Source organism: Ectothiorhodospira haloalkaliphila ATCC 51935 (assembly GCF_000633935.1).
GTDB classification, from domain to species: domain Bacteria; phylum Pseudomonadota; class Gammaproteobacteria; order Ectothiorhodospirales; family Ectothiorhodospiraceae; genus Ectothiorhodospira; species Ectothiorhodospira haloalkaliphila.
The window spans coordinates 65,815-87,102 of the sequence record NZ_KK214998.1 but is presented as its reverse complement, the minus strand read 5'-3'; the positions used below and the strand labels follow the sequence as shown (position 1 = coordinate 87,102).

General features: G+C 65.3%; 15 protein-coding genes. 9 read left to right on the top strand and 6 right to left on the bottom strand.

Features of this window, described 5'->3' with window-relative positions:
• Window positions 1-39 precede the first annotated feature (39 nt).
• On the top strand, window positions 40-1,611 hold the full coding sequence (gene gshA / locus ECTHA_RS0108110; RefSeq protein WP_025281440.1) for a glutamate--cysteine ligase: 1,572 nt from the start codon (window positions 40-42) through the stop codon (window positions 1,609-1,611).
• A gap of 55 nt (window positions 1,612-1,666) precedes the next feature.
• On the opposite strand, the gene ECTHA_RS0108105 is transcribed toward gshA, so the two are convergent.
• Window positions 1,667-1,948, bottom strand: a complete 282-nt coding sequence (locus ECTHA_RS0108105; RefSeq protein WP_025281441.1) for a circadian clock KaiB family protein — start codon at window positions 1,946-1,948, stop codon at window positions 1,667-1,669.
• On the bottom strand, window positions 1,945-3,618 hold the full coding sequence (gene kaiC, locus ECTHA_RS17640; protein ID WP_051582678.1) for a circadian clock protein KaiC: 1,674 nt from the start codon (window positions 3,616-3,618) through the stop codon (window positions 1,945-1,947). The genes ECTHA_RS0108105 and kaiC overlap by 4 nt, the downstream gene beginning before the upstream one ends.
• A 203-nt stretch (window positions 3,619-3,821) precedes the next feature.
• On the opposite strand from kaiC, the gene ECTHA_RS0108095 reads away from it, so the two are divergent.
• The 3 genes from ECTHA_RS0108095 to ECTHA_RS0108085 are packed head-to-tail and all read left to right on the top strand — an operon-like array spanning window position 3,822 to window position 8,063.
• The gene (locus tag ECTHA_RS0108095; protein WP_128572013.1) at window positions 3,822-4,481 is read left to right on the top strand and encodes an ABC transporter ATP-binding protein; all 660 of its coding nucleotides are present in this window, start codon (window positions 3,822-3,824) and stop codon (window positions 4,479-4,481) included.
• Window positions 4,481-6,844 (top strand): ABC transporter permease, encoded by a 2,364-nt coding sequence (locus ECTHA_RS0108090; RefSeq protein WP_025281444.1) that lies wholly within the window; start codon window positions 4,481-4,483, stop codon window positions 6,842-6,844. The genes ECTHA_RS0108095 and ECTHA_RS0108090 overlap by 1 nt, the downstream gene beginning before the upstream one ends.
• A 28-nt stretch (window positions 6,845-6,872) precedes the next feature.
• Complete coding sequence (locus ECTHA_RS0108085) at window positions 6,873-8,063, top strand: efflux RND transporter periplasmic adaptor subunit (protein ID WP_025281445.1); 1,191 nt, start codon at window positions 6,873-6,875, stop codon at window positions 8,061-8,063.
• Window positions 8,064-8,065: 2 nt separating this feature from the next.
• Here the strand turns inward: ECTHA_RS0108085 and ECTHA_RS17635 are convergent, their stop codons facing one another.
• A complete protein-coding gene (locus ECTHA_RS17635; RefSeq protein ID WP_025281446.1) occupies window positions 8,066-10,609 on the bottom strand; it encodes a protein kinase domain-containing protein in 2,544 nt (847 codons plus the stop codon).
• 160 nt (window positions 10,610-10,769) lie between these two features.
• Here ECTHA_RS17635 and ECTHA_RS0108075 point away from each other — a divergent pair, with 160 nt between their 5' ends.
• On the top strand, window positions 10,770-11,756 hold the full coding sequence (locus ECTHA_RS0108075; protein WP_025281447.1) for a glutathione S-transferase family protein: 987 nt from the start codon (window positions 10,770-10,772) through the stop codon (window positions 11,754-11,756).
• Here the strand turns inward: ECTHA_RS0108075 and msrB are convergent.
• Window positions 11,689-12,117 carry a peptide-methionine (R)-S-oxide reductase MsrB gene (gene msrB, locus ECTHA_RS0108070; protein WP_025281448.1) on the bottom strand — a complete coding sequence of 143 codons (429 nt, stop codon included), beginning with the start codon at window positions 12,115-12,117 and terminating at the stop codon, window positions 11,689-11,691. The two genes, ECTHA_RS0108075 and msrB, sit on opposite strands and share 68 nt — an antisense overlap.
• A gap of 164 nt (window positions 12,118-12,281) precedes the next feature.
• On the opposite strand from msrB, the gene ECTHA_RS0108065 reads away from it, so the two are divergent.
• From ECTHA_RS0108065 to ECTHA_RS0108055, 3 genes are read left to right on the top strand one after another with little or no spacing between them, the layout of a single operon-like run.
• Window positions 12,282-13,355, top strand: coding sequence for an EAL domain-containing protein (locus ECTHA_RS0108065; RefSeq protein ID WP_025281449.1), 1,074 nt, complete (start codon window positions 12,282-12,284; stop codon window positions 13,353-13,355).
• A gap of 39 nt (window positions 13,356-13,394) precedes the next feature.
• Window positions 13,395-14,768 carry a glycoside hydrolase 100 family protein gene (locus ECTHA_RS0108060; RefSeq protein ID WP_026623645.1) on the top strand — a complete coding sequence of 458 codons (1,374 nt, stop codon included), beginning with the start codon at window positions 13,395-13,397 and terminating at the stop codon, window positions 14,766-14,768.
• Window positions 14,765-16,936: an HAD-IIB family hydrolase gene (locus tag ECTHA_RS0108055; RefSeq protein ID WP_025281451.1), complete on the top strand. Its 2,172-nt coding sequence runs from the start codon at window positions 14,765-14,767 to the stop codon at window positions 16,934-16,936. Before ECTHA_RS0108060 ends, ECTHA_RS0108055 begins: the two co-directional genes overlap by 4 nt.
• A gap of 30 nt (window positions 16,937-16,966) precedes the next feature.
• Here ECTHA_RS0108055 and ECTHA_RS0108050 read toward each other — a convergent pair whose 3' ends face one another.
• Window positions 16,967-18,865, bottom strand: coding sequence for an ATP-binding cassette domain-containing protein (locus ECTHA_RS0108050; protein ID WP_025281452.1), 1,899 nt, complete (start codon window positions 18,863-18,865; stop codon window positions 16,967-16,969).
• Between the two features lie 195 nt (window positions 18,866-19,060).
• Between ECTHA_RS0108050 and ECTHA_RS0108045 the strand changes: the two genes are divergently transcribed.
• A complete protein-coding gene (locus ECTHA_RS0108045; RefSeq protein WP_051582626.1) occupies window positions 19,061-20,008 on the top strand; it encodes a GGDEF domain-containing protein in 948 nt (315 codons plus the stop codon).
• 24 nt (window positions 20,009-20,032) lie between these two features.
• Here the strand turns inward: ECTHA_RS0108045 and ECTHA_RS0108040 are convergent, their stop codons facing one another.
• Complete coding sequence (locus ECTHA_RS0108040; RefSeq protein WP_025281454.1) at window positions 20,033-21,247, bottom strand: TraB/GumN family protein; 1,215 nt, start codon at window positions 21,245-21,247, stop codon at window positions 20,033-20,035.
• Window positions 21,248-21,288 lie beyond the last annotated feature (41 nt).

Sequence of the window (21,288 nt, the reverse complement as noted above, 5' to 3'; positions counted from 1 at the left end):
ATCCACAGAAGCCATTCAAAAGACGAAGGATCCGCCACGTTGTACGCATCCTACCAAGCCCGCCTGGAGCGTCTGCTGTCCCGCGAACAGGCCCACACACTGCGCAGCGGCCTGATTGGTCTGGAAAAGGAGAGCCTGCGCGTGCGCACGGACGGCGGCATCGCCCAGACGCCGCATCCGGCGGCCCTGGGTTCCGCCCTCACCCACCCCTGGATCACCACGGATTATTCCGAGGCCCTGCTGGAGTTCATCACCCCGCCCTGCACCGGCGCCCGGCAGGCCCTGGACTTCATGCGGGATCTGCATCGGTTCACCTATCCGCGCATCGGCGAGGAACTGCTCTGGGCCACCAGCATGCCCTGCGTGCTGGAGGGCGAGCGGGGCATCCCGGTGGCCCGTTACGGACACTCCAACGCCGGGCGCATGAAAACCGTCTACCGCCTGGGACTGGGGTTGCGCTACGGGCGACTGATGCAGGTGATCGCCGGGGTGCACTTCAATTTCTCCATGGGGGAGGCGTTCTGGCCGGCGTATCAGGAAATCCTGGGGGCCGGCGGCGATGAGCGCACGTTCAGGGACGAAATCTATTTCGGCATGCTGCGTAACCTGCAGCGCCTGGGCTGGCTGGTGCCCTACCTGTTCGGGGCCTCGCCGGCGGTATGCAAGTCCTTCCTGGCGGGCAAGCCCACCACCCTGGCCGATTTTGATGAGAGCACCTACTACGAGCCCTATGCCACCAGCCTGCGCCTGGGGGACATCGGCTATCAGAACCGCAAGGAGGAAGAGAGTGGCATCAAGGCCAACTACGACAATCTGGAAGGCTATGTGCAGAGCCTGAGCCGGGCCATTGCCACACCCTCGCCCGAGTACGAGCGCCTGGGCGTGGTGGTGGACGGGGAGTATCGCCAACTTAACGCCAACATCCTGCAGATCGAGAACGAGTACTACAGTACCGTGCGTCCCAAGCCCAGCCCCCAGGGCAATGAGAAGCCCACCGCGGCCCTGCGCCGGGGCGGAGTGGCCTATGTGGAACTGCGCTCGGTGGACATCAACGCCTTTGAGCCCCTGGGGGTGGGCGAGTCCCAGCTGTATTTCCTGGAAGCCCTGATGATCTTTGCCCTGCTCAACGACAGCCCGCCCATCAGTGAACTGGAGCGGTTTGCCATCGACCACAATCAGGGCGCCACTGCCCACCGGGGCCGGGACCCTTCCCTCAAGCTGATGCGTGGTGGTGAGCAGATTTCGCTGCGTTACTGGGCCGAGGAGGTCCTGCAGGCCATGGAGCCGCTGTGCAGGATCCTGGATGGCAGGGATCCGCTCAAGCCCTATACAGCCTCCCTGGCACAGCAGAAGGCCAAGGTGGACAACGCGGAGCTGACACCATCGGCTCAGATGCTGGCCAGCATGGCGGCCAATGAGGAAGGCTTTCATCACTTCGCCAAGCGGGTTTCCCGGGAACACGCGGCCTGCTTCCGGGATGCGCGGCTGGACGGCGCGAGGGAGGCGGAACTGGAGGAACAGGCCCGTTCATCGCTGCGTCAACAGCGGGCCATGGAGGCGGAGGACGAGCTGGAGTTCGGGGAATATCTGCGGCGATATTTTGCCCAGTAAAAAGAAGAGCCCCTCTCCCCTTTGGGGAGAGGGGTTGGGGTGAGGGGGCGGCCCTTTACCGCTCCAGAATATCCAACCCCACCAGCACCCGCTCACGCTCGGACAGATCCCCCACCACCCGCCGCACCGGGGGTGGGAGCCTGCGCACCACCACCGGAGTGGCCAGGATGCGCTCATCCTCCGCCAACTGCGGACGCTCCAGGATATCCACCACTTCCACCTGCATGTCCATTTCCTGCCCCGCCATATCTGCCGTCAGGGCCTCAAGATTCTTGATGGCACGGCGGGCGGCAGGGGTCATGCCGGCGATATAGAGTCTGAGCAGGTACTGCGTCATTGGCGGCTCCTGCGGATGGCCGAGCGGGCACCCTCGATGGACGCCAGACGCCGCTCCAGTTCCATCACCTGGCGATCCAGGTCCACCGCACGGGCCTCGCGCTCTGCCCGAGCCAGGCGTTCACGGGCCGCATTGATCTCTTCCGTCTCCTCACGCAAACGCCGGGCCTGCTCCAGTTCCCGATGCAACTGCGCAATGACCTGCTCATCCTCCGCCTGACGCGCATGCCGGGCCGTGCCGTAGACGATGCCGCTCTCGCCCACATACGGATCCTCGATGGTCATCCCCGAATCAGTCATGCGGAATTCCTTGACCTGATTGGAGATGGCCAGACCACGGGCCTTGATCACCGTGATCAGTCGGTTCAGCTCGCCATTGCCCTCGTGGCGGCGCAGCTTGATCCAGACATCGATCATGGACGACACGTCCAGATGACTCACACCGCCGCTGGAATCGCTCAGCAGTTCCGTGGCCACCGTGGTGATGCCCTGCTCCTTGATCAGATACATGAGCCTGAGCAGCATCTCCTTGGCGCAGTCGCCTTCATGCCGGTTGGTGAAGCTGCTGATGGGATCGAGCACCACCAGATCAGGCTGGTGACGACTCACGGAGCGCATGATCCGCATCAGGTGCTCTTCAAGTCCCATCTCGATGGCCCGCACCGGCTCCATGATCAGGCGGTGCCCGCCCTCCGGGCCGGCATGATGGGCCAGATCGCCGCCGATGCTGCTCTGGTTGCGCACCAGTTCGTCGATGCTCTCCTCGAAACTGATGTACAGCACCTTCTCGCCGCGCCGGCACGCCGCCTGGGCAAAGGCCGAGGCCAGGCTGGTCTTGCCGGTACCGGCCTGCCCGGACAGCAGGATGGTGGACCCCTTGTAGGGCCCCTTCCCGCCGAGCATCTGATCCAGACCGGGCACACCGCTGGAGATACGTTCGCTGGAAACCCGGGCATCCAGGGCGGCGCCGCTCACCGGCACCATGAATATGCCCTGGGAGTCCAGCAGGAAGGGAAACTCGCCGGCGCCATGGGGGCCACCGCGGCGCTTCACCACCCGCAACAGGCGGGTCATCACCCGGTGCTGCACCTCCTGCTTGAGGGCAATCACGCAATCGGCGATGTAGTCCTCCAGGCCAAAGCGGGTGCTGAAATTCTCCACCTCTCCGGTGGTGATCAGGGTGGTGACTCGCTGATCGCGCACCCAGTCAAAGACACGATTGAGTTCCTTGCGCAGACCGGACTGCCCCGGGAAGGCTCCCTCCATGCCGTCGATGGCGTCCAGCACCAGGCGGTGGGCGCCGGTCTGCTTCAGGGCATATTCGATGCGGGTGAGGACGGCGGTGAGCTCGATCCCCTCCCCGGCCGTCTCGCTCTGATCGGGGCGCATGTCGAGGATGCGCAGGCTGCCTTCCTTCAAATAGGTGTCAGCGGGGAAGCCGAATCCCCGGGCATGGTGAAGCAGGGCATCCGGGTCCTCATCGAAGGTGACCAGCACGCCGGGCTCGCCCTGAGTGATGCCATGGCAGAGGTACGTCAGGGAGATCACCGTCTTGCCGGTGCCCGGACCACCGCGGATCAGGGAGGGGCGACCGCGCGGCAAGCCGCCCTGCAACACGAAGTCCAGTCCCTGGATGCCGGTATCGACGGTTTCCGGTTTTGATGGATTCAAGGTGATCTCCGATTGAGATTGGGCTGGCGCCGCCGGAAGCTGCTGCCAGGTGTCCGGGACACTGGCCGATTGCTTGTAGGCCTGATGCGTGCATCGCATACTGCGTCCATGGCCCTTTGTTTTCAAGGGAATAGCGTGTGCCCGATCATGCCCATAACAAAGAAACGGTCTTTTTCACCCGGCACCTGACCAAGACCTACGTGATGGGAGAGGTGGAGATCCACGCCCTGCGCGGGGTGGACCTGTCCCTGTACGCAGGCGAGCTGGTGGTGATGCTCGGGGCCTCGGGCTCTGGCAAGTCCACCCTGCTGAACATCCTCGGCGGTCTGGACACGGCCTCCGCTGGTGAAGTCCGCTACCGGGACCAGGATCTGGTGAACGCCACCGAGAGGGACCTCACCCGGTTTCGTCGCCATCACGTGGGCTTCGTGTTCCAGTTCTACAACCTGATCTCCAGCCTCACCGCCCGGGAGAACGTGGCCATAGTCACCGAGATCGCCCGCAACCCCATGACACCCGAGGCAGCCCTGGAACTGGTGGGGCTGTCGTCGCGACTGGACCACTTCCCGTCCCAACTCTCCGGCGGCGAACAGCAGCGCGTTGCCATTGCCCGGGCGGTGGCCAAGCGCCCCGACGTGCTGCTCTGCGACGAGCCCACCGGCGCCCTGGATTCCACCACCGGCATCCGCGTGCTGCAGGTATTGCAGGATATCAATGATGAGCTGGGCACCACCACGGCCGTGATCACCCATAATGCCGTCATTGGCGAGATGGCCGACCGGGTGATTCGTCTGGCCGATGGACGGGTGCAGGAGGTCACCGATAACCCGCAGCGCAAGCCCCCCGCCCAGCTCTCCTGGTGATGGCTCCCCTGCACCGCAAGCTGATCCGGGACCTGGCCCGCCTCAAGGGCCAGGCGGCGGCCATCGGCGTGGTCATTGCCGCCGGGGTGATGGTACTCATCCTGGCAGTCACCACCCTGGATGCCATCTCCCTGTCCAAGGCCCGCTTTTACGACAGCCATCACTTTGCCCAGGTGTTCGCCGACCTGAAACGGGCCCCCGAGGGGGTGGCCGGGCGCCTTGCCGACATTCCGGGCGTGAACCAGGTGCAGACCCGGGTGAAGGCGCCGGTGCGCCTGGAGGTGCCCGGCTTCGACGACCCGGTGCGCGGCCTGCTGGTGTCGGTGCCCGATGGCGAACAACCCCGGCTCAACCGGTTGTACCTGCGTCAGGGCACACTGCCCGAGTCCGGTCGCAACGATCAGGTGGTGATCAGCGAGCCCTTTGCCCAGGCCCACGGCCTGGCGCCCGGCGATCACATCACCGCGATCATTGATGGCCGCCTGCAGCGGCTGACCATCAGCGGCGTGGGCCTCTCCCCCGAATTCATCTATCAACTGGGGCCGGCGGACCTGCTGCCCGACTATGCCCGCTTCGGCGTGCTGTGGATGAACCGTCGTGCCCTGGGCCACGCCATGGACATGGACGGGGCTTTCAACAACGTGGTGCTGAGCCTGCAGGCCGGGGCCCGGGAAGCGGAGGTGATCGACGCCGTGGACCGCATCCTGGCCCTGTACGGAGGCATCGGCGCCACCGGGCGCGATGATCAGATCTCGCACCGCTTCCTGTCGGAAGAACTGAACCAGCTGCGGGTGATGGCCTGGGTGCTGCCCACCATCTTTCTGGGGGTGGCCGCCTTTCTGCTCAACGTGCTGATGGGCCGCGTCATCCGCACCCAGCGCCAGCAGGTGGCCCTGCTCAAGGCCTTTGGCTATGACAACCGGGATCTGGCCCTGCATTACGGCCTGTTCACCGGGGTCATCGTGGCCGCAGGCGGGGCGCTGGGGGTGGCCCTGGGGGCCTGGGCCGCCGAGGCCATGGCGGAGATCTATGCGGAGTATTTCCGCTTTCCTGAACTGAGTTTCCGGCTGCAGCCGCGCATCCTGGCCCTGGCCTTCATCATCTCGGCTGGCGCCGCCCTGCTCGGCACATGGCATGCGGTGAGCGCGGCGGTGCGACTGCCCCCGGCCCAGGCCATGCAGCCACCGGCCCCGGAACGCTTCCGGGCCTCCTGGCTGGAGCGCTCCGCCCTGGGGCGGCGTCTGGATCAGCCCACGCGCATCATCATTCGCAACCTTTCCCGTCACCGGCTCAAGGGGCTGATGTCCATGGTGGGCATCGGCCTGTCCGGCAGCCTGCTGCTGTTGGGCAGCTATCAGTTCAACGCCGTGGATCATCTGCTGGACCTGCAGTACCGGCTGGTGATGAGGATGGATGTGCATGTCACCTTCACCGACCCGACGCCGGAGCGGGCCCTGGCGGAACTGCGGGCAATGCCCGGGGTGAGCTTTGCCGAGGGCTATCGCGGCGTGCCCGTGCACCTCACCCACGGGCGGCGGGACTATCGCACCAGCATCATGGGCATGGAGGCAGAACCCGCCCTGCGAGGGCTACTGGACCAGGACCATCGCCCCACCCGTCTGCCCCCCGAGGGTCTGCTGCTCACCCATTATCTGGCCGATCACCTGGGCGTGCGCCCGGGGGATACCCTGGAGGTGGAGATCCTGGAAGGCCACCGGCGCACCCTGCGCGTGGAGGTGGCCGGCACCGTGGACGAACCCATCGGCGTGAGTGCCTACATGGAGCGCCGCGCCCTGAACCGGCTGATGGGCGAGGGCCCGGCCATCAGCGGCGTGTGGCTGCTCACGGACACGGCCCATGAGGCGGATCTGTTCGATCGGCTATGGGAGGCCCCCAGGGTCGCCGGCATCGGCCAGATCGATGACGTGGAGCGTCAGTTCCGGGAGTACATCGGTGATACGGTACTGGTGATGATGGGCATCCTGCTGCTCATGGCCGGCTCCATCACCTTTGCGGTGGTCTACAACAATGCACGCATCGCCTTTGCCGAGCGGGCCCGGGAACTGGCCACCCTCAGGGTGCTGGGTTTCAGTCGGGGCGAGGTGAGCTGGATCCTGATCGGCGAGATCAGCGTCATCACCCTGGCCGCCATCCCCCTGGGCTGGCTGGTGGGCACCGGATTTGCGTTCCTGCTCAATGAGGCCATGACCATGGACATGTACCGGGTGCCGATGATCATCACGCCCCGCAGCTATGCCTTCTCCGCCGGCGGCGTGCTGCTGGCCTCGACGCTGTCGCTATTGATGATCGCGCGACGGTTGAGGCGGCTGGACATGGTGTCGGCGTTGAAGACGGCAGAGTGAGGGGTTAGATGAACAGAGGTAAGCCAGCATGACCTGGAAGAAAAAGCTCCTCACCATCCTCGCAGCCGCCACCCTCCTGCTCCTGCTGACCCTGGCCCTGATGCCATCGCCGGTCCCGGTCAGCACCAGCCAGGTTCAGCAAGGCCATTTCGCCGAGGTGGTCGAGGACGAGGGTCGCACCCGTCTGCGCGAACCCTTCACCGTGGCCGCGCCCATCCATGGCTATTTGCAGCGGGTCACCCTGGAACCGGGCGATGCCGTGCAGGCGGGCATGCCCCTGTTCCGGATCGAACCCGCCCCGGCACCCGCTTTGGACCCCCGCGCCCGGGAGCAGGCCCAGGAAGCCATGGCGGCGGCGCGGGCGCGCCTGGAGGCTGCCCAGGCCAACCGGGAGGCCCGCGCCACTGAGCATGAGCTGGCACAGGTGGAATACGAACGGGCCGAGCGCCTGCATCAGCGTGAACTGATCTCCTCGGAAGAAAGGGACCGCCGCCGCGCCCAGCGGGACGCCACCCGGGCCGCCGAACAGGCCGCCCGGCATGCGGTGGACGTGGCCCGCTTCGACCTGGCCTCGGCCCGGCTGCAACTGGAGATCGCCGATGGCCAGCGGGCCGACGAGGCAATCCCTGCCCTTGCCCTGGAGGCCCCCATCGACGGTGTCATCACCCGGCGCCATCGGCGCGACGAGGGTCCCGTCCAGGCCGGCGAGGCCATTCTGGAACTGGGCAATCTGGATGATCTGGAGGTGAAGGTGGATCTGCTGTCCCTGGAGGCCGTGCGGGTGCGTCCCGGGATGCGGGTGATCCTGGAGCGCTGGGGTGGCGGCGACCCACTGGAGGCCCGGGTGCGACGCGTGGAGCCGGCGGGATTCGAGAAGATCTCGGCATTGGGGGTGGAAGAGCAACGGGTCTGGGTCTGGTCGCGGATCACCTCACCCCGGGCGGACTGGGCGCATCTGGGGGATGGCTATCGGGTGGAGGCCCGGTTCGTGATCTGGGAGGGGGAGGACGTGGTGCACATCCCCACCAGTGCCCTGTTCCGGGATCAGGACCGTTGGGCGGTGTTTGTGGCGGAGGATGGCCGGGCCCGTTTGCGTTCCGTGGAACCGGGGCGCCGCAGTGGTCTGCGCACGCAGGTCGAGTCGGGGCTGGAGCCGGGGGAGCGGGTCATCACCCATCCGGGGGAGCGGGTGCAGGATGGTGTGAAGGTGACAGAGTGAGGTTAATGATCATGATAATAATCCGATGCCGACCCACTGAACTGCCCCGGCCGGGGCATGCGCCGGAAGGCTTCGATGCAGCCACGCAGGGCGCGGGCCATCTCGCCGCCGGTCTGATAGCGCTTGGCCGGGTCCTTCTGCAGGCTCTTGGTGACGATCACCCCCACCAGCGGGCCCAGTTCCGGGCGCACATCGGTGATGTCGGCGGGATGGGTCTGGGTGATCTGGTAGACCAGACCAGCCATGGTGTCGGCGGTGAAGGGTAACTGGCCGCTGAGCATCTGGTAGAGCATCACCCCCAGGGAAAACAGGTCGGTACGACTGTCCACCGGCTTGCCGGCCACCTGCTCGGGCGACATGAACGCCGGTGTGCCCAGGATGGTGCCGGTGCGGGTCTTGTTGTGATCGGTCACGCTGGCGATGCCAAAGTCCGTGATCTTCACCAGGCCCTTGCCCTGATCGTAGATGACGTTGGCCGGCTTGATGTCCCGGTGAATCACCTCCTGCTGATGGGCATAGTCCAGGGCGTCGGCCACCTGGGCGCAGACCTCCAGGACCTCGGTGATGGGCAGCAGGGTCAGGGGCTGGGTGAACTGATCCAGGGGCACCCCCTGCAGGTAGTCCATGGCGATGAAGGCCAGGTCATGCTCTTCGCCCACATCATAGACAGTGACGATATTGCGGTGATTCAGCCGCCCCGATGCCTCGGCCTCCCGGAAGAACCGCCATTTCGCCTGCTCCAGCAGTTCCGGTTCGAACTCCCGGTTCAGGGCCAGGGTCTTGATGGCCACCTTGCGCTGGATATGCGGGTCCACCCCCAGATAGACAATGCCCATGGAGCCCCGACCCAGCTGACGCTCCACGTTGTAACGCCCGATCATGGGCTTTTCCAGGCTGTCATCGTCCACGGCCAGTTCCCGACCGCCGCCCATGCGCTGCATCTCCCCCAGCCGGGGCTGGCGGCTGCCCACGAAGGGCTTGAGCCGCTCCAAGCGCTGGGTGGTGTCGCGAAAATCCGAATGCCGGGATTGCAGGAACCGGAACACCTCCACGGCGCGACCGTACTGGCGCCGACGCTCGAAGTCGCGCCCCAGCTGGTAGAGCTGGGCGAACAGGGTGTCGCTGTCCAGACGGCAGTGACGATAGGCGTCGAAGGCCGGCTCCAGATGCCCCTGCCCCTGCTGGCCGATACCCAGTTGCAACCAGGCCTCGGAGGCCTCGCGTCGATCCCCCTCCAGACGATCCAGCAGCCAGCAGCGCAACGCCAGCAAAGGATGTCCCAGGGCAATCACCAGGGCCGGCAGCACCACGGGCAACCACCATTGCAGAAGCAGCACCAGCCCGATGGACAGGTTGAGCAGCACGAAGACCGTCACGCCGCTGATCAATAGTCCCGTGGTGGACAGGTGCAGCCGCGCGGGCAGCCACAGCAGGTACAAGGCCGCCAGGAGGATCAGCAACCGCTCGGCCCCATGGAACCAACCGCCCGTAGCCACCCGGTGCCCCTCCACCAGGGCGGCCGTGGTCCAGGCACTCCAGGTGGCCTGGGGCAGTGTCAGGCCCGCGTGGGACATGAGCGGCTGACCGGCGCCCTCCGCCATGCCCAGAATCACCGCGCGCCCCTGGATCTGGCTGTTGCCCAGGTCCCCGGCCATGAGGGTGTCCAGGCGATGAACCTCCACCTGACGACCACGCGGATCACGCCGGGGCGGAATCACCCCCAGTGAACGATCCGGCCCCAGGGTGATCCGGGTCTCTCCCAGGCGCAGGCCGCGGCCCGGTTCCACGATGATGTCATCAACAGCAACACTCCGGACAGCAGCGGCCAGCGGCACCGCAAAACCCGCCAGATAGCCCTCCTCCACCGGCACGATCCCAGGGGCCAGGGGACGGGGACGATCCGGCGTGGCGGTGGCGGCGGGCAGGCCGGCAGTGACCAGCGCCTGGGTGGGCCAGTGCACGGTCAGATTGCGACCGGGTGGCTCGGCGGGTCGAAACAGGGGGCGAAACACGCCCCAGTCGTACCAGGCTCTCGCCGAGCGATCCACATTCAACAAGGCATCGGGGTGAGGCACCGACGCTGTCCCGGCCCCCATGGCCAGCGGCGCGGCCAGCACGCTCCGGCCGTGGCCGGTCAGTGCTTGGGCAAGGCGATCATCGGTATCCAGTTCATGGCGCCAGGACTCGGCCATCTCAGGCCCCAGAGCATTCCGGGCCTGCCCCAGCCAGGGCTCCAGGCGGGGCGGCGTATGGGGGTGGTCCAGGGGCAGATGCAGTCCGATGGCCGCCGCGCCCATGGCATCCAGACGTTCCACGGCACGGGCCAGCCGGGCCCGATCCAGGGCCTGAGCGGAGTCGTGAATCTCGATCAGGGTGACCGGCACACCGGGGCGCATGTCCGGCACCAGCCGGGTGGCCAGGCTGCGCAGGCCTTCATCCAGAGGGCGCAGGGCGTCGCTGAAGCTGCCCGCCAGCACGACCAGCAGCACCAGGCCAATCAGGCCAGCGGGGCCAAGAACCGCCTTGCGCAGCGTCGGAAGTGACAATACCGGGTCTCCTGTGCAGTCGCCCACGTTTTACCAGAAAATCAGCGGCAAAGCCCGCCCGCCAAGCAGTGACGAACGGTGAACGATTGTTCCTGCATCCCGGTCCCATGGAATAATGACCAAGGGCCCACAATGGCCCGACATTCCTCAGGGAGGCATCATGAGTCTGCTCATCAAGGGCCAGTTGCGCAGCGACTGGCTGGCCGCGGAGACCGAGGATGGCGAGTTCATCCGCCAGGACTCCCAGTTCCGCCACTGGATCACTCCGGATGGGACCCCTGGCCCCAGCGGCGAAGGGGGCTTTGCCGCCGAACCGGACCGCTATCATCTGTATGTCTGCCTGGCCTGCCCCTGGGCCCATCGCACCCTGATCTTCCGGGCCCTGAAGGGGCTGGAGAATCTGATCAGCGTGTCCGTGGTGAACCCCTACATGCTGGACGAGGGGTGGAACTTTCACCCCTATCCGGGCAGCACCCCGGACCATGTGAACGGCTTCGAATTCCTCCATCAGGCCTACACCCTGGCCGAGCCGGAATACACCGGCATCATTACCGTGCCCACCCTCTGGGACAAGAAGCGCCGCACCATCGTCAACAACGAATCGGCGGAGATCATCCGCATGTTCAACAGCGCCTTCGACGCCTTCATCGATCGGCGCACGGATTATTACCCCAAGGACCTGCGCGGGGAAATCGACCAGGTCAACGAGCGCATCTACGAGAACCTGAACAACGGCGTTTACCGCTGCGGCTTTGCCACCGAGCAGGCGGCCTACGAGCGGAACTACGACAGACTGTTCGACACCCTGGACTGGGTGGAGGAGCACCTGTCACGCCAGCCCTATCTGGCCGGGGATCGGATCACCGAGGCAGACTGGCGACTGTTCACCACTCTGGTGCGGTTCGATGCCGTTTATTACAGCCACTTCAAGTGCAACCGCCGCCGCATCATCGACTACCCCAATCTGTGGGAATACACCCGCGAGCTCTACCAGGTGCCAGGGGTGGCCCAGACGGTGAACATGGACCACATCAAGACCCACTACTACGGCAGTCACGAGCACCTGAACCCCAGCGGCATCATCCCCCGTGGTCCGGATCTGGACTTTTCGCGCCCGACGGCTCGAAATCCAGGGCAGCGGAGTTGATGCAATAGCGCAGCCCGGTGGGATGGGGGCCGTCATTGAACACATGCCCCAGGTGGGCGTCGCAGGATGCGCAGCGCACTTCCACCCGCTTCATCCACAAACTGCGGTCGGTATGCTCGGTCACGGCCTGCTTATCCACCGGTTGCCAGTAACTGGGCCAACCGCTGCCGGAATCGTATTTATGATCACTGGAGAACAGCGGCGCACCGCAGCAAATGCAGCGGTACAGGCCTGACGCCTTGTGGTCGTAATACTCCCCGGTGAAGGGCGGCTCGGTGCCCGCCTCGCGGGTCACCCGGTAGGCCTCCGGGCTGAGTTGCTGCCGCCACTGGGCATCGGTTTTGCTGTTCTTTTGCGTCATGAATCACCTCATGTTTTCAACGCTGACAATGGATCGGGTATGATCCCCCCGGAGTGGCAGCGGCTTGCGGCACTGCTGCGCACGCCGATGGTCCCTTGGACCATTCTGGCTGACAAAGGCTCCGGGAGAACACCGCCCAAGGGGATAATGGGGAGGGGAAGAGCATGACATGCAAAGATTGCCAGGTGATTGAACGCAGTCCCCAAGGACCGGGCAGCCTGTTCCTGGCACCTTTCCTTTCCCACACCCTCAAGGCCCTCAAGCAGCAGCTGAGCAACCAGGGCATCCAGGCCCAGGAGGTGGATGCCGGGGTGCTGCAAGTGCCCGTGCCCACGGGCGGCCCCGGCGCCGTGGACGCCACCCTGCGCAAGCACCTGAGCGAGGCGGAGATCACCGACTGCCGCGCCGTGTTCCTACCCGAGGGCCAGCCCTTCACCCTGGCCACCCTGCCCCACACGCAAAGTCTGATGACCCTGCTGGCCCGGGCCGGCAGCGGCTGGCTGGCCGACATGATCGAGGCCGAGCGTTTCATCTTTCACTTCCAGCCCATCGTCCACTGCCAGAATCCAGGACAGATCTTCGCCCACGAATCCCTGGTGCGCGGCTATCTGTGTGACGAGGATCGAACGCTGGTCTTCCCGGACCGACTCTTTGGCCAGGCCCGAGCTTCGCAAATGATGTTTCAACTGGATCGGGCGGCTCGCATCAACGCCATCCGCCAGGCCGTGGGGCACGGTTTTGATGGGCGGGTGTTCATCAATTTCAATCCCACCACCATCTACGATCCCACTTATTGCCTGAAGACCACCCTGGACGAGGTGGAGCGTCTGGGCGCCGACGCCCATCGGCTGGTGTTCGAGGTGGTGGAATCCGAAGAGGTTTCCGACTCGGGGCATCTGCGGCGCATCGTGGATTTCTATCGGAACGCCGGTTTCCAGGTGGCCCTGGATGATCTGGGGGCGGGCTATGCCTCACTGAACCTGCTCTCGGAACTGCGGCCGGATTTCGTGAAGTTCGACCGGGCCCTGGTGAGCCACGTGGATCAGGACGTCTTCAAGCAGAAGGTGCTCGCCAAGCTCATCGAGATGGCTCACGATCTGGGCATCCTGACCATTGCCGAGGGCGTGGAGGAAAAAGCCGAATGGCAGTGGCTCAAGGCCCATGCCGTGGACTATGTTCAGGGGTATCTGTTTGCCCGGCCGGGCTCCCCTCCGCCCCGACCGGTGGTGCCCACTTAAACCTCACTCCATGCCCCACACCACCGAGGATCATCGCGCTTGACCGACCCCATCAGCTCCGCCTACCGGCTGCTCGAGGCCTCCCTGGTGTATCACCGGGGTGATGTCGTGGGCACCATCGCCAGTCTCGACTCCCACGCCCCGGCAGACAATTACTCGGACTGCTTCGTGCGCGACTTCGTCCCCTCCGGGCTCGTGTTTCTGCTGGATGGCCGCAGCGACGTCGTGCGCAACTTTCTCTCCCTGGTGCTCAAGCTCAGGGACCAGCAGGAAGAGGTGGAGGGTCATCGGGCTGTGGCCAAGGTGATGCCCGCCAGCTTCCGGGTGCTGTGCAACGAGGAGGGAGAGGAGGAGATCCACACCGACTTCGGCGACCGGGCCATTGGCCGGGTGGCCCCGGTGGACTCCATGATGTGGTGGCTGATCCTGCTGGTGGCCTACGAGCGCATCTCCGGGGATACCGACTTCACCCGCTCCCGGGAGTGCCAGCGGGGCATCCGCATGATCCTCAACATCTGCCTGCAGGACCGCTTCGAGATCTTCCCCACCCTGCTGGTGCCCGATGGCTCGTTCATGGTGGATCGGCGCATGGGGGTATATGGCCATCCCCTGGAGATCCAGTCGCTGTTCTTCGGCGCCCTCAAGGCCGCGCTGGCCATGCTGGATGACGCCGATCCGGACAACCAGGGCGTGCGCGAACAATCCGCCAAGCGCCTGGAACAATTGGTGGATTATGTGCGTCATTATTACTGGCTGGATGATGATCGGCTCAACCGCATCCACCGCTTTCGGACCGAGATATTCGGCTACGACTCGGAAAACGCCCTGAACATCCATCCGGAGAGCATCCCCGACTGGGTGAGCGACTGGCTGCCCCTGGACGCGGGCTACCTGGTGGGCAACCTGGGCCCGGGGCGCATGGATTTTCGCTTCTTTGCCCTGGGCAACCTGCTAGCGGTGCTGTTCGGGCTGGCCGACGAATCGCAGTCGAAGCGGTTGATGCACCTGTATGACCAACGCTGGGACGACCTCATGGGCATGATGCCGGTGAAGCTGTGCTTTCCCGCCATGCAGGGGGAAGAATGGCGCCTGAAGACCGGCTCGGACCCCAAGAACATCCCCTGGTCATACCACAACGGCGGCAACTGGCCGGCCCTGCTCTGGGCCTTCACGGCGGCGGCGCTGCATGCCGGGCGCGGCGATCTGGCCCTGCGGGCCCGGGAGGTGGCCACCGAGCGCCTGGCGGCCAACGGCTGGCCTGAATATTACGATGGTCGCAATGGGCGCCTGATTGGTCGTCGTGCCAATTACAACCAGACCTGGTCCGCCACCGCCCTGATCCTCACCCACAAGTTCATCGAAGATCCGTCCACCCTGGACGTTTTGAGTCTGAAGGGATCTGATAAGGCATGAAAAAAACCCAAAGCAAGGCAACCCGCGGCGAGGGGTTGTACATCGTTCTGGTGAGCATCCATGGCCTGGTGCGCGGGGAGAATCTGGAACTGGGCCGGGACGCGGATACCGGTGGTCAGATCAAGTATGTGGTGGAACTGGCCCGGGCCCTGGGGGGCCACCCGGAGGTGGGCCGGGTGGACCTGCTCACCCGCCGGGTGGAGGACAGCAGGGTGTCGGATGATTACGCCCAACCGGAGGAGGATCTGGGCGAAGGCGTGCGCATCGTCCGTCTGGACTGCGGCCCGCGGCGCTACCTGCGCAAGGAAAAACTCTGGCCCTATCTGGACTGCTTTGCCGACAACGCCATCAAGTACATCCGCGGCGTGGGTCTGATGCCGGACGTGGTCCATGGCCACTATGCCGATGCCGGCCATGTGGCGGTGCGGGTGGCCAACCTGATGGGCGTGCCTCTGGTGCAGACCGGGCACTCCCTGGGCCGGGTCAAGCGCGAGCGACTGCTGGCCAAGGGGGCCTCCGAGAAGGAGATTGAATCCCGCTACAGCATCAGCCGGCGCATCGACGCCGAGGAAGAGGCGCTGGGCAACGCCTACATGGTGATCGCCAGCACCCAGCAGGAGGTGGAGGAGCAGTACGCCTCCTACGATCACTATCAGCCCGAGCGCATGGTGGTGATCCCGCCGGGCACCGATCTGCGCCGTTTTCATCCCCCCAAGGCACGCTCGCCACGACCGCCCATCTACAAGACCCTGGCCCGGTTCCTGAAAAAACCGGACAAGCCCATGGTCCTGGCCCTGTCGCGCCCCGACGAGCGCAAGAACATTCCGACCCTGGTGAAGGCCTTCGCCGAACACCCGGAGTTGCGGGAACTGGCCAACCTGGTGATCGTTGCCGGCAACCGGGACAGCATCCGTGAACTGGACCGGGGCGCCCGGGACGTGCTCACCGAAGTACTCATGCTCATCGACGATCACGACCTGTATGGATCGGTGGCCTATCCCAAGCACCACAGCGCCGATGACGTGCCGGACCTGTACCGCCTGGTCACCCGCACCCGCGGTGTATTCGTGAATCCAGCGCTGACCGAGCCCTTCGGCCTCACCCTGATCGAGGCCTCTGCCAGCGGCGCGCCCTTCGTGGCCACCGACGATGGTGGCCCTCGGGATATCCTGCGCTACTGCCAGAACGGGGTGCTGGTGGACCCCCTGGACGCGGACGGCATGAGCAAGGCCATCTTCGACATACTCAGCGATGCCGAGCGCTGGAAAAAGCTCTCGGATCGGGGCCTCAAGGGGGTGCGCAAGCACTATGCCTGGGAGGGGCATGCCCAAAACTACGTCAAGCGCATCAAGAGCCTGCGCCGCGAGGCCAGCCGCAGTCGTCGGGGTCAGCAGCGCCTCTCCGGCAAGCTGGCCAAGGCTGATCGGGCCCTGATTTCCGATATCGACAACACCCTGCTGGGAGACAAGGGTGGCCTGCGATCCATGCTGCAACGCCTGAAGGAAGAGGGGCGCGAGGTGGCCTTCGGCATCGCCACCGGTCGACGCCTGGATTCCGCCATCGACATCCTCAAGGAATGGGGCGTACCCACGCCGGACGTGATGATCACCTCGGTGGGCTCGGAGATCCACTACGGCCCGGAGATGACCAAGGATGAAGGCTGGGCCCGGCACATTGATTACCGCTGGCAACCGGAGGCACTGCGCGAGGCCCTGCTGGAACTGCCGGGCATCCAGTTACAGCCCAAGGTGGATCAGCGCCGCCACAAGATCAGTTTCTTCGTGGATCCGAGCTTGTCCCCCTCCATGAAGGAGATCGAGCGTCTGCTGCACCAGAAGGATCTGCACGCCAATATCATCTACTCTCACGACCATTACCTGGACCTGCTGCCGGTGCGTGCTTCCAAGGGTTTCGCGGTGCGTTATTTCGCCGACAAATGGGGCATCCCCCTGGAGCGGGTGCTGGTGGCCGGTGATTCGGGCAACGATGAGGACATGCTGCGCGGCAGCACCCTCGGGGTGGTGGTGGGCAATCACCAGCAGGAGTTGGAGAAGCTGTACGGTTTCAAGCGGGTGTACTTCGCCGATGCCACCCATGCAGGCGGGATCGCCGAGGCCTTTGACCACTATCAGTTCTTCGGCCGCTGCGGGGTGCCGGAAGAGGGGTGAGCCCCTCCCGGAAGCCCGCTTTCGGGGAGGTCAGTCAGCCTGCTCCAGGGCCTCGCACGCCTCCATCCACTGAGCCTCCACATCCTCCAGCTCCCGGTTGACCTGGGCCTGGCGACCCAGGAGTTCCTGGAGTCGGGCCTTCCCATCCGCCTCGTACAGGCCTGGATCGGCCAGGTCAGCTTCCAGTGAGGCACGCTCCTCCTCCAGGCGGGCATGGGCCTTTTCCAGCCTGGCCACCTTGTCCCTCAGCGGCTTTTGCCGGCGCCGCTGCTCGGCCTCGTCGCGGCGCCGGGCCTTGCGAGAAGCGGCGCTTTGCTCTCCCACCTCCCGGGTCGCGTCCCGGGCGGCCTCGGCGGCCTTCTCACGGGCCGCCAGCCAGGCCCGGTAATCCTCCAGATCGCCATCGAATTCCACCGCCTGACCATCCGCCACCAGCAGCAGCTCATCGCAGACACTGCGCAGCATGTGGCGATCGTGGGACACCAGCACCAGCGCCCCCTCGAACCCCTGCAGGGCCTGCTCCAGGGCATGACGCATGTCCATGTCCAGATGGTTGGTGGGTTCGTCCAGCAACAACAGATTCGGGCGCTGATACACCAGCAGGCCCAGCACCAGCCGGGCCTTCTCCCCACCGGAGAAGGGGCCCACCGGGTCCAGGGCCTGATCCCCATGGAAACCAAAGCCGCCCAGAAAGTCCCGCAACTCCTGCTCCCGGGCCTTCTCGTCCAGGCGCTGCAGATGCAGCAGCGGGCTCGCCTGGCTGTCCAGTTGCTCCAGCTGGTGCTGCGCGAAATAGCCCACCTTCAGGTCTGGTGCCGGCTCACGGTCGCCAGCCAGTGGCATCAGGGTCCCGGCCATGAGCCGGATCAGGGTGGACTTGCCGGCACCGTTGGGGCCGAGCAGGCCCAGACGTTCACCCGGGTGCAGGGACAGCTCCACCCCCTGAAGCACCGCCGGCTCGCCATAACCGGCGTTCACATCATCCAGCTTGAGCAGCGGATCAGGAAGTCGATGCGGGGCGCGAAAGCTGAAACGAAACGGGGAATCCGCGTGGGCCGGGGCTACCCGGGTCATGCGCTCCAGGGCCTTGAGACGGCTCTGGGCCTGGCGGGCCTTGGTGGCCTTGGCCCGGAAACGCTCCACGAAGCGCTCCATGTGGGCGATCTCCCGCTGCTGACGCTCGTGCTGCGATTGCTGCTGGGCCAGGGCCTCGGCGCGCGCCTGCTCAAAGGTAGAGTAATTGCCGGTGTACAGGGTCATGCCGCCCCGTTCGATATGGGCCACATGGGTGACCACCCTGTCCAGGAAGTCCCGGTCGTGGGAGATGAGCAGCAGGGTGCCCGGATAGCCGCCCAGCCACTGCTCCAGCCAGAGCACCGCCTCCAGGTCCAGGTGGTTGGTGGGTTCGTCCAGCAGCAGCAGGTCGGAGCGACACATCAGGGCCTTGGCCAGGTTCAGGCGCATGCGCCAGCCACCGGAGAACGACGCCATGGGCGCCACCTCCTGCCCCGGCTTGAACCCCAGGCCGTGCAGCAAGCGCCCTGCCCGGCTCTCGGCAGTCCAGGCATCAATGGCATCCAGCCGGGCATGCAGTTCACCCAGACGACTGCCGTCCTGGGCGGCTTCTGCCTCGGCCACGGCGGCCTGCAGGCGGCGCAGTTCTTCGTCTCCGTCCATCACATAGTCCAGGGCGGAGCGGTCGCTGGCCTCCACCTCCTGGGCCACGTGGGCGATCACCCAATCCGACGGCAGGGAGCACTCACCCTGGTCGGCCCCCAGTTCCCCCTGCAGCAAGGCGAACAGGCTGGACTTACCGGTGCCATTGGCGCCCGTGAGACCCACCCGCCAGCCGGGGTGGATGGTGAGATCGGCATCCTCGAAAAGGACCTTGGTGCCACGGCGCAGGGTGAGATGATCGAATCGGAGCATGGGGGTGGAGTTTATCAGTCCGGGTCTCCTGCCGGCATCACGGGATTCTGACGCCCGGCGGCAAACCCCTGCAGCCCGTGGTGCCGGATTTCCGGCACCACCAAAGAAGAAACATGCACTTCATTGTTTCAAATGAAGTTATTTTCATGGCACAAAAATCGCATTAAACGGGACAAACTCAGCCGAGACCCTGTCATGCGACACGTGATCCGCCCGATGCTGGAACAGGCCAATAATGGCGACAACACCCTGATGGCCAGCCCGCAGCTGCTGCAGGGCGGCCTGGCCCGGTCCGAACGCCACACACCGAGTGTGCCGACCCTCACCCCGGCGATGATATTGCATCGGCTGCAGACCACCCTGGAGCTGGAAGAACTGCTGGAGATCTTCTCCAACGCACTGGCCGGCATGGTGCCCCATGACGGTCTGACCTTCGACCACCCCGACATGGGCATCCATATCAGCCAGGGCCGCCTTTCCCGTCATGTGTGCAGCTACAACCTCATGGTGGAACGCACGGAGATCGGCCAACTCCGGCTGCTGCGCGGGCGCAAGTTCAAGGAGCCGGAACTCATCGCCCTGGAGGAGGCCCTGAGCATGCTCACCTACCCTCTGCGAAACGCCCTGCTCTACCGCCAGGCTCTCACCTCGGCCCAGACCGATCCACTCACCGGACTCCTGAACCGGACCTCCATGACCCGCATGCTGGACCGGGAACTGGCCGTAGCCACCCGGTCGGGGCGACAGGTGTGCATGCTCGTGGTGGACGTGGACTTTTTCAAACAGGTGAACGACACCCATGGCCATCAGGCCGGTGATCACGTGCTGGTGGCCGTGGCGGAGCGGCTCAGGGCCCTCACCCGCAAGAGTGACATGGTGTTCCGTTACGGCGGCGAGGAGTTCGTGATCGTGATCAGCGAAACCGATGCCGAGTCGGCTGCCACGGCGGCAGAGCGCGTTCAGGAGGTCATCCGCAGCGCGCCCCATACGCTGGATGCGGGCCAGCAGATCCGCATCACCGCGAGCATCGGCGTGGCCATGCAGCGCCCCAACGATAGCCCGGCCAGCCTGTTCAAGCGGGCCGATCAGGCCATGTACCGGGCCAAGAACAGCGGCCGCGACCGGATCGAGTGGGAAGACTGAGGCCCTCGCCGGGCCTCGCCGGGCTTAGCTGCCCAGCAGGCGCTCAGCGATCCTGAACCCTGCCGCATAGGTGCCGATGGCCGAACCCAGGGTGGTCAGGATGAACACCAGCAAGACCCGGGACACCCGGTTCTGCCACCACCCCCGCAGACGTGCCGTATCGCGGCGCAGACGTGAGAAGTCGCCCACCGTGGGCTTGCGCAGCCAGGTTTCCATGGCGGCGGCCACGAAGCCCACCCCGATGGTGGGATTGAGTGACGTCAGGGGGGCCGCCAGCGCTGCTGTCACCACCGTCACCGGATGGGCCGAGGCAATGATGGCCCCCAGTCCGGCCAGCCCCCCATTGATCAACACCCAGTCGGTCACCAGTTGCCAGCCCAGATCCGGGTTGCGGCTGAAACCGATGGCGAAGCCGGTCAGGATCAGGGCCACGATCAGCCAGGGGATCAGCTTGGGCCAGCGGGCCGGCGGCGGCTCCTGGTCCAGACGCTCCACAACCTGGGCCGGCGGTTCACCTCCCTGCTCCTGAAGAGCCTCGCGGATGCCGGCCAGGTGACCGGCGCCCACCACCGCCAGGATATGCCGATAGTCCTTGTTGGCGGCCTCCTGACGCAGGCGGGCGGCCATGTAATGATCCCGCTCCTGGATCAGCGGCTCATACAGGGCCCGGGATTCCTCGGCAAACTGGGTGAAGGTGGATTCGAGCATGTCGCCGCTCTTGAGGCGTTCGATCTCCGCCTCGGTGACCTGTTCGCGACTCATGACGCTGGCCATCAAACCACCGAACAGGTTCATGCGTCGCCACCAGGGCACGTTGCGATAGCAGCGTTTGAGGGTGGTGCCCACCTCCCGGTCGATGAGCAGTACCGGCAGGTGGGCATCGCGGGCCTCGTTGATGGCGGCGCGCATCTCGGCCCCGGGCTCGATACCAAACTGCTCCGCCAGGCGCTGCTGGTAGGCCCCCAGGGCCAGGCTGGCCGTGACCATGGGCACCTTGCCCTGGCGCAGCACCTGGAACAGGTTCATGCGGGACAGGTCATCGGGACGGACGATGGCATTGTGCCGGCTGGGACAAAGCTCCACCGCCACGGCGTCGTAATCGCCGCTGCGCAGCAATTCGCTCACCGTATCGGCCGACACCTGGGAGACATGGGCCGTGCCCAGTACGGTGATGCGGGTGCCATCCAGCTCAGTATGAAAACGGGGGTCTTCCGAATGAGGGGTCTGCTGAGAGTCCATGGGGTGTCCAGAGGGGTACGGCGGTTCTGATTGAAGATCGC

Coding starts and splice junctions, on each gene's coding strand:
- ECTHA_RS0108105 (WP_025281441.1), bottom strand. CDS start 1,948: ATGACGCAGTACCTGCTCAGACTCTATATCGCCGGCATGACCCCTGCC.
- ECTHA_RS0108095 (WP_128572013.1), top strand. CDS start 3,822: ATGGGAGAGGTGGAGATCCACGCCCTGCGCGGGGTGGACCTGTCCCTG.
- ECTHA_RS0108090 (WP_025281444.1), top strand. CDS start 4,481: ATGGCTCCCCTGCACCGCAAGCTGATCCGGGACCTGGCCCGCCTCAAG.
- ECTHA_RS0108085 (WP_025281445.1), top strand. CDS start 6,873: ATGACCTGGAAGAAAAAGCTCCTCACCATCCTCGCAGCCGCCACCCTC.
- ECTHA_RS0108075 (WP_025281447.1), top strand. CDS start 10,770: ATGAGTCTGCTCATCAAGGGCCAGTTGCGCAGCGACTGGCTGGCCGCG.
- msrB (WP_025281448.1), bottom strand. CDS start 12,117: ATGACGCAAAAGAACAGCAAAACCGATGCCCAGTGGCGGCAGCAACTC.
- ECTHA_RS0108065 (WP_025281449.1), top strand. CDS start 12,282: ATGACATGCAAAGATTGCCAGGTGATTGAACGCAGTCCCCAAGGACCG.
- ECTHA_RS0108055 (WP_025281451.1), top strand. CDS start 14,765: ATGAAAAAAACCCAAAGCAAGGCAACCCGCGGCGAGGGGTTGTACATC.
- ECTHA_RS0108050 (WP_025281452.1), bottom strand. CDS start 18,865: ATGCTCCGATTCGATCATCTCACCCTGCGCCGTGGCACCAAGGTCCTT.
- ECTHA_RS0108045 (WP_051582626.1), top strand. CDS start 19,061: ATGCGACACGTGATCCGCCCGATGCTGGAACAGGCCAATAATGGCGAC.
- ECTHA_RS0108040 (WP_025281454.1), bottom strand. CDS start 21,247: ATGGACTCTCAGCAGACCCCTCATTCGGAAGACCCCCGTTTTCATACT.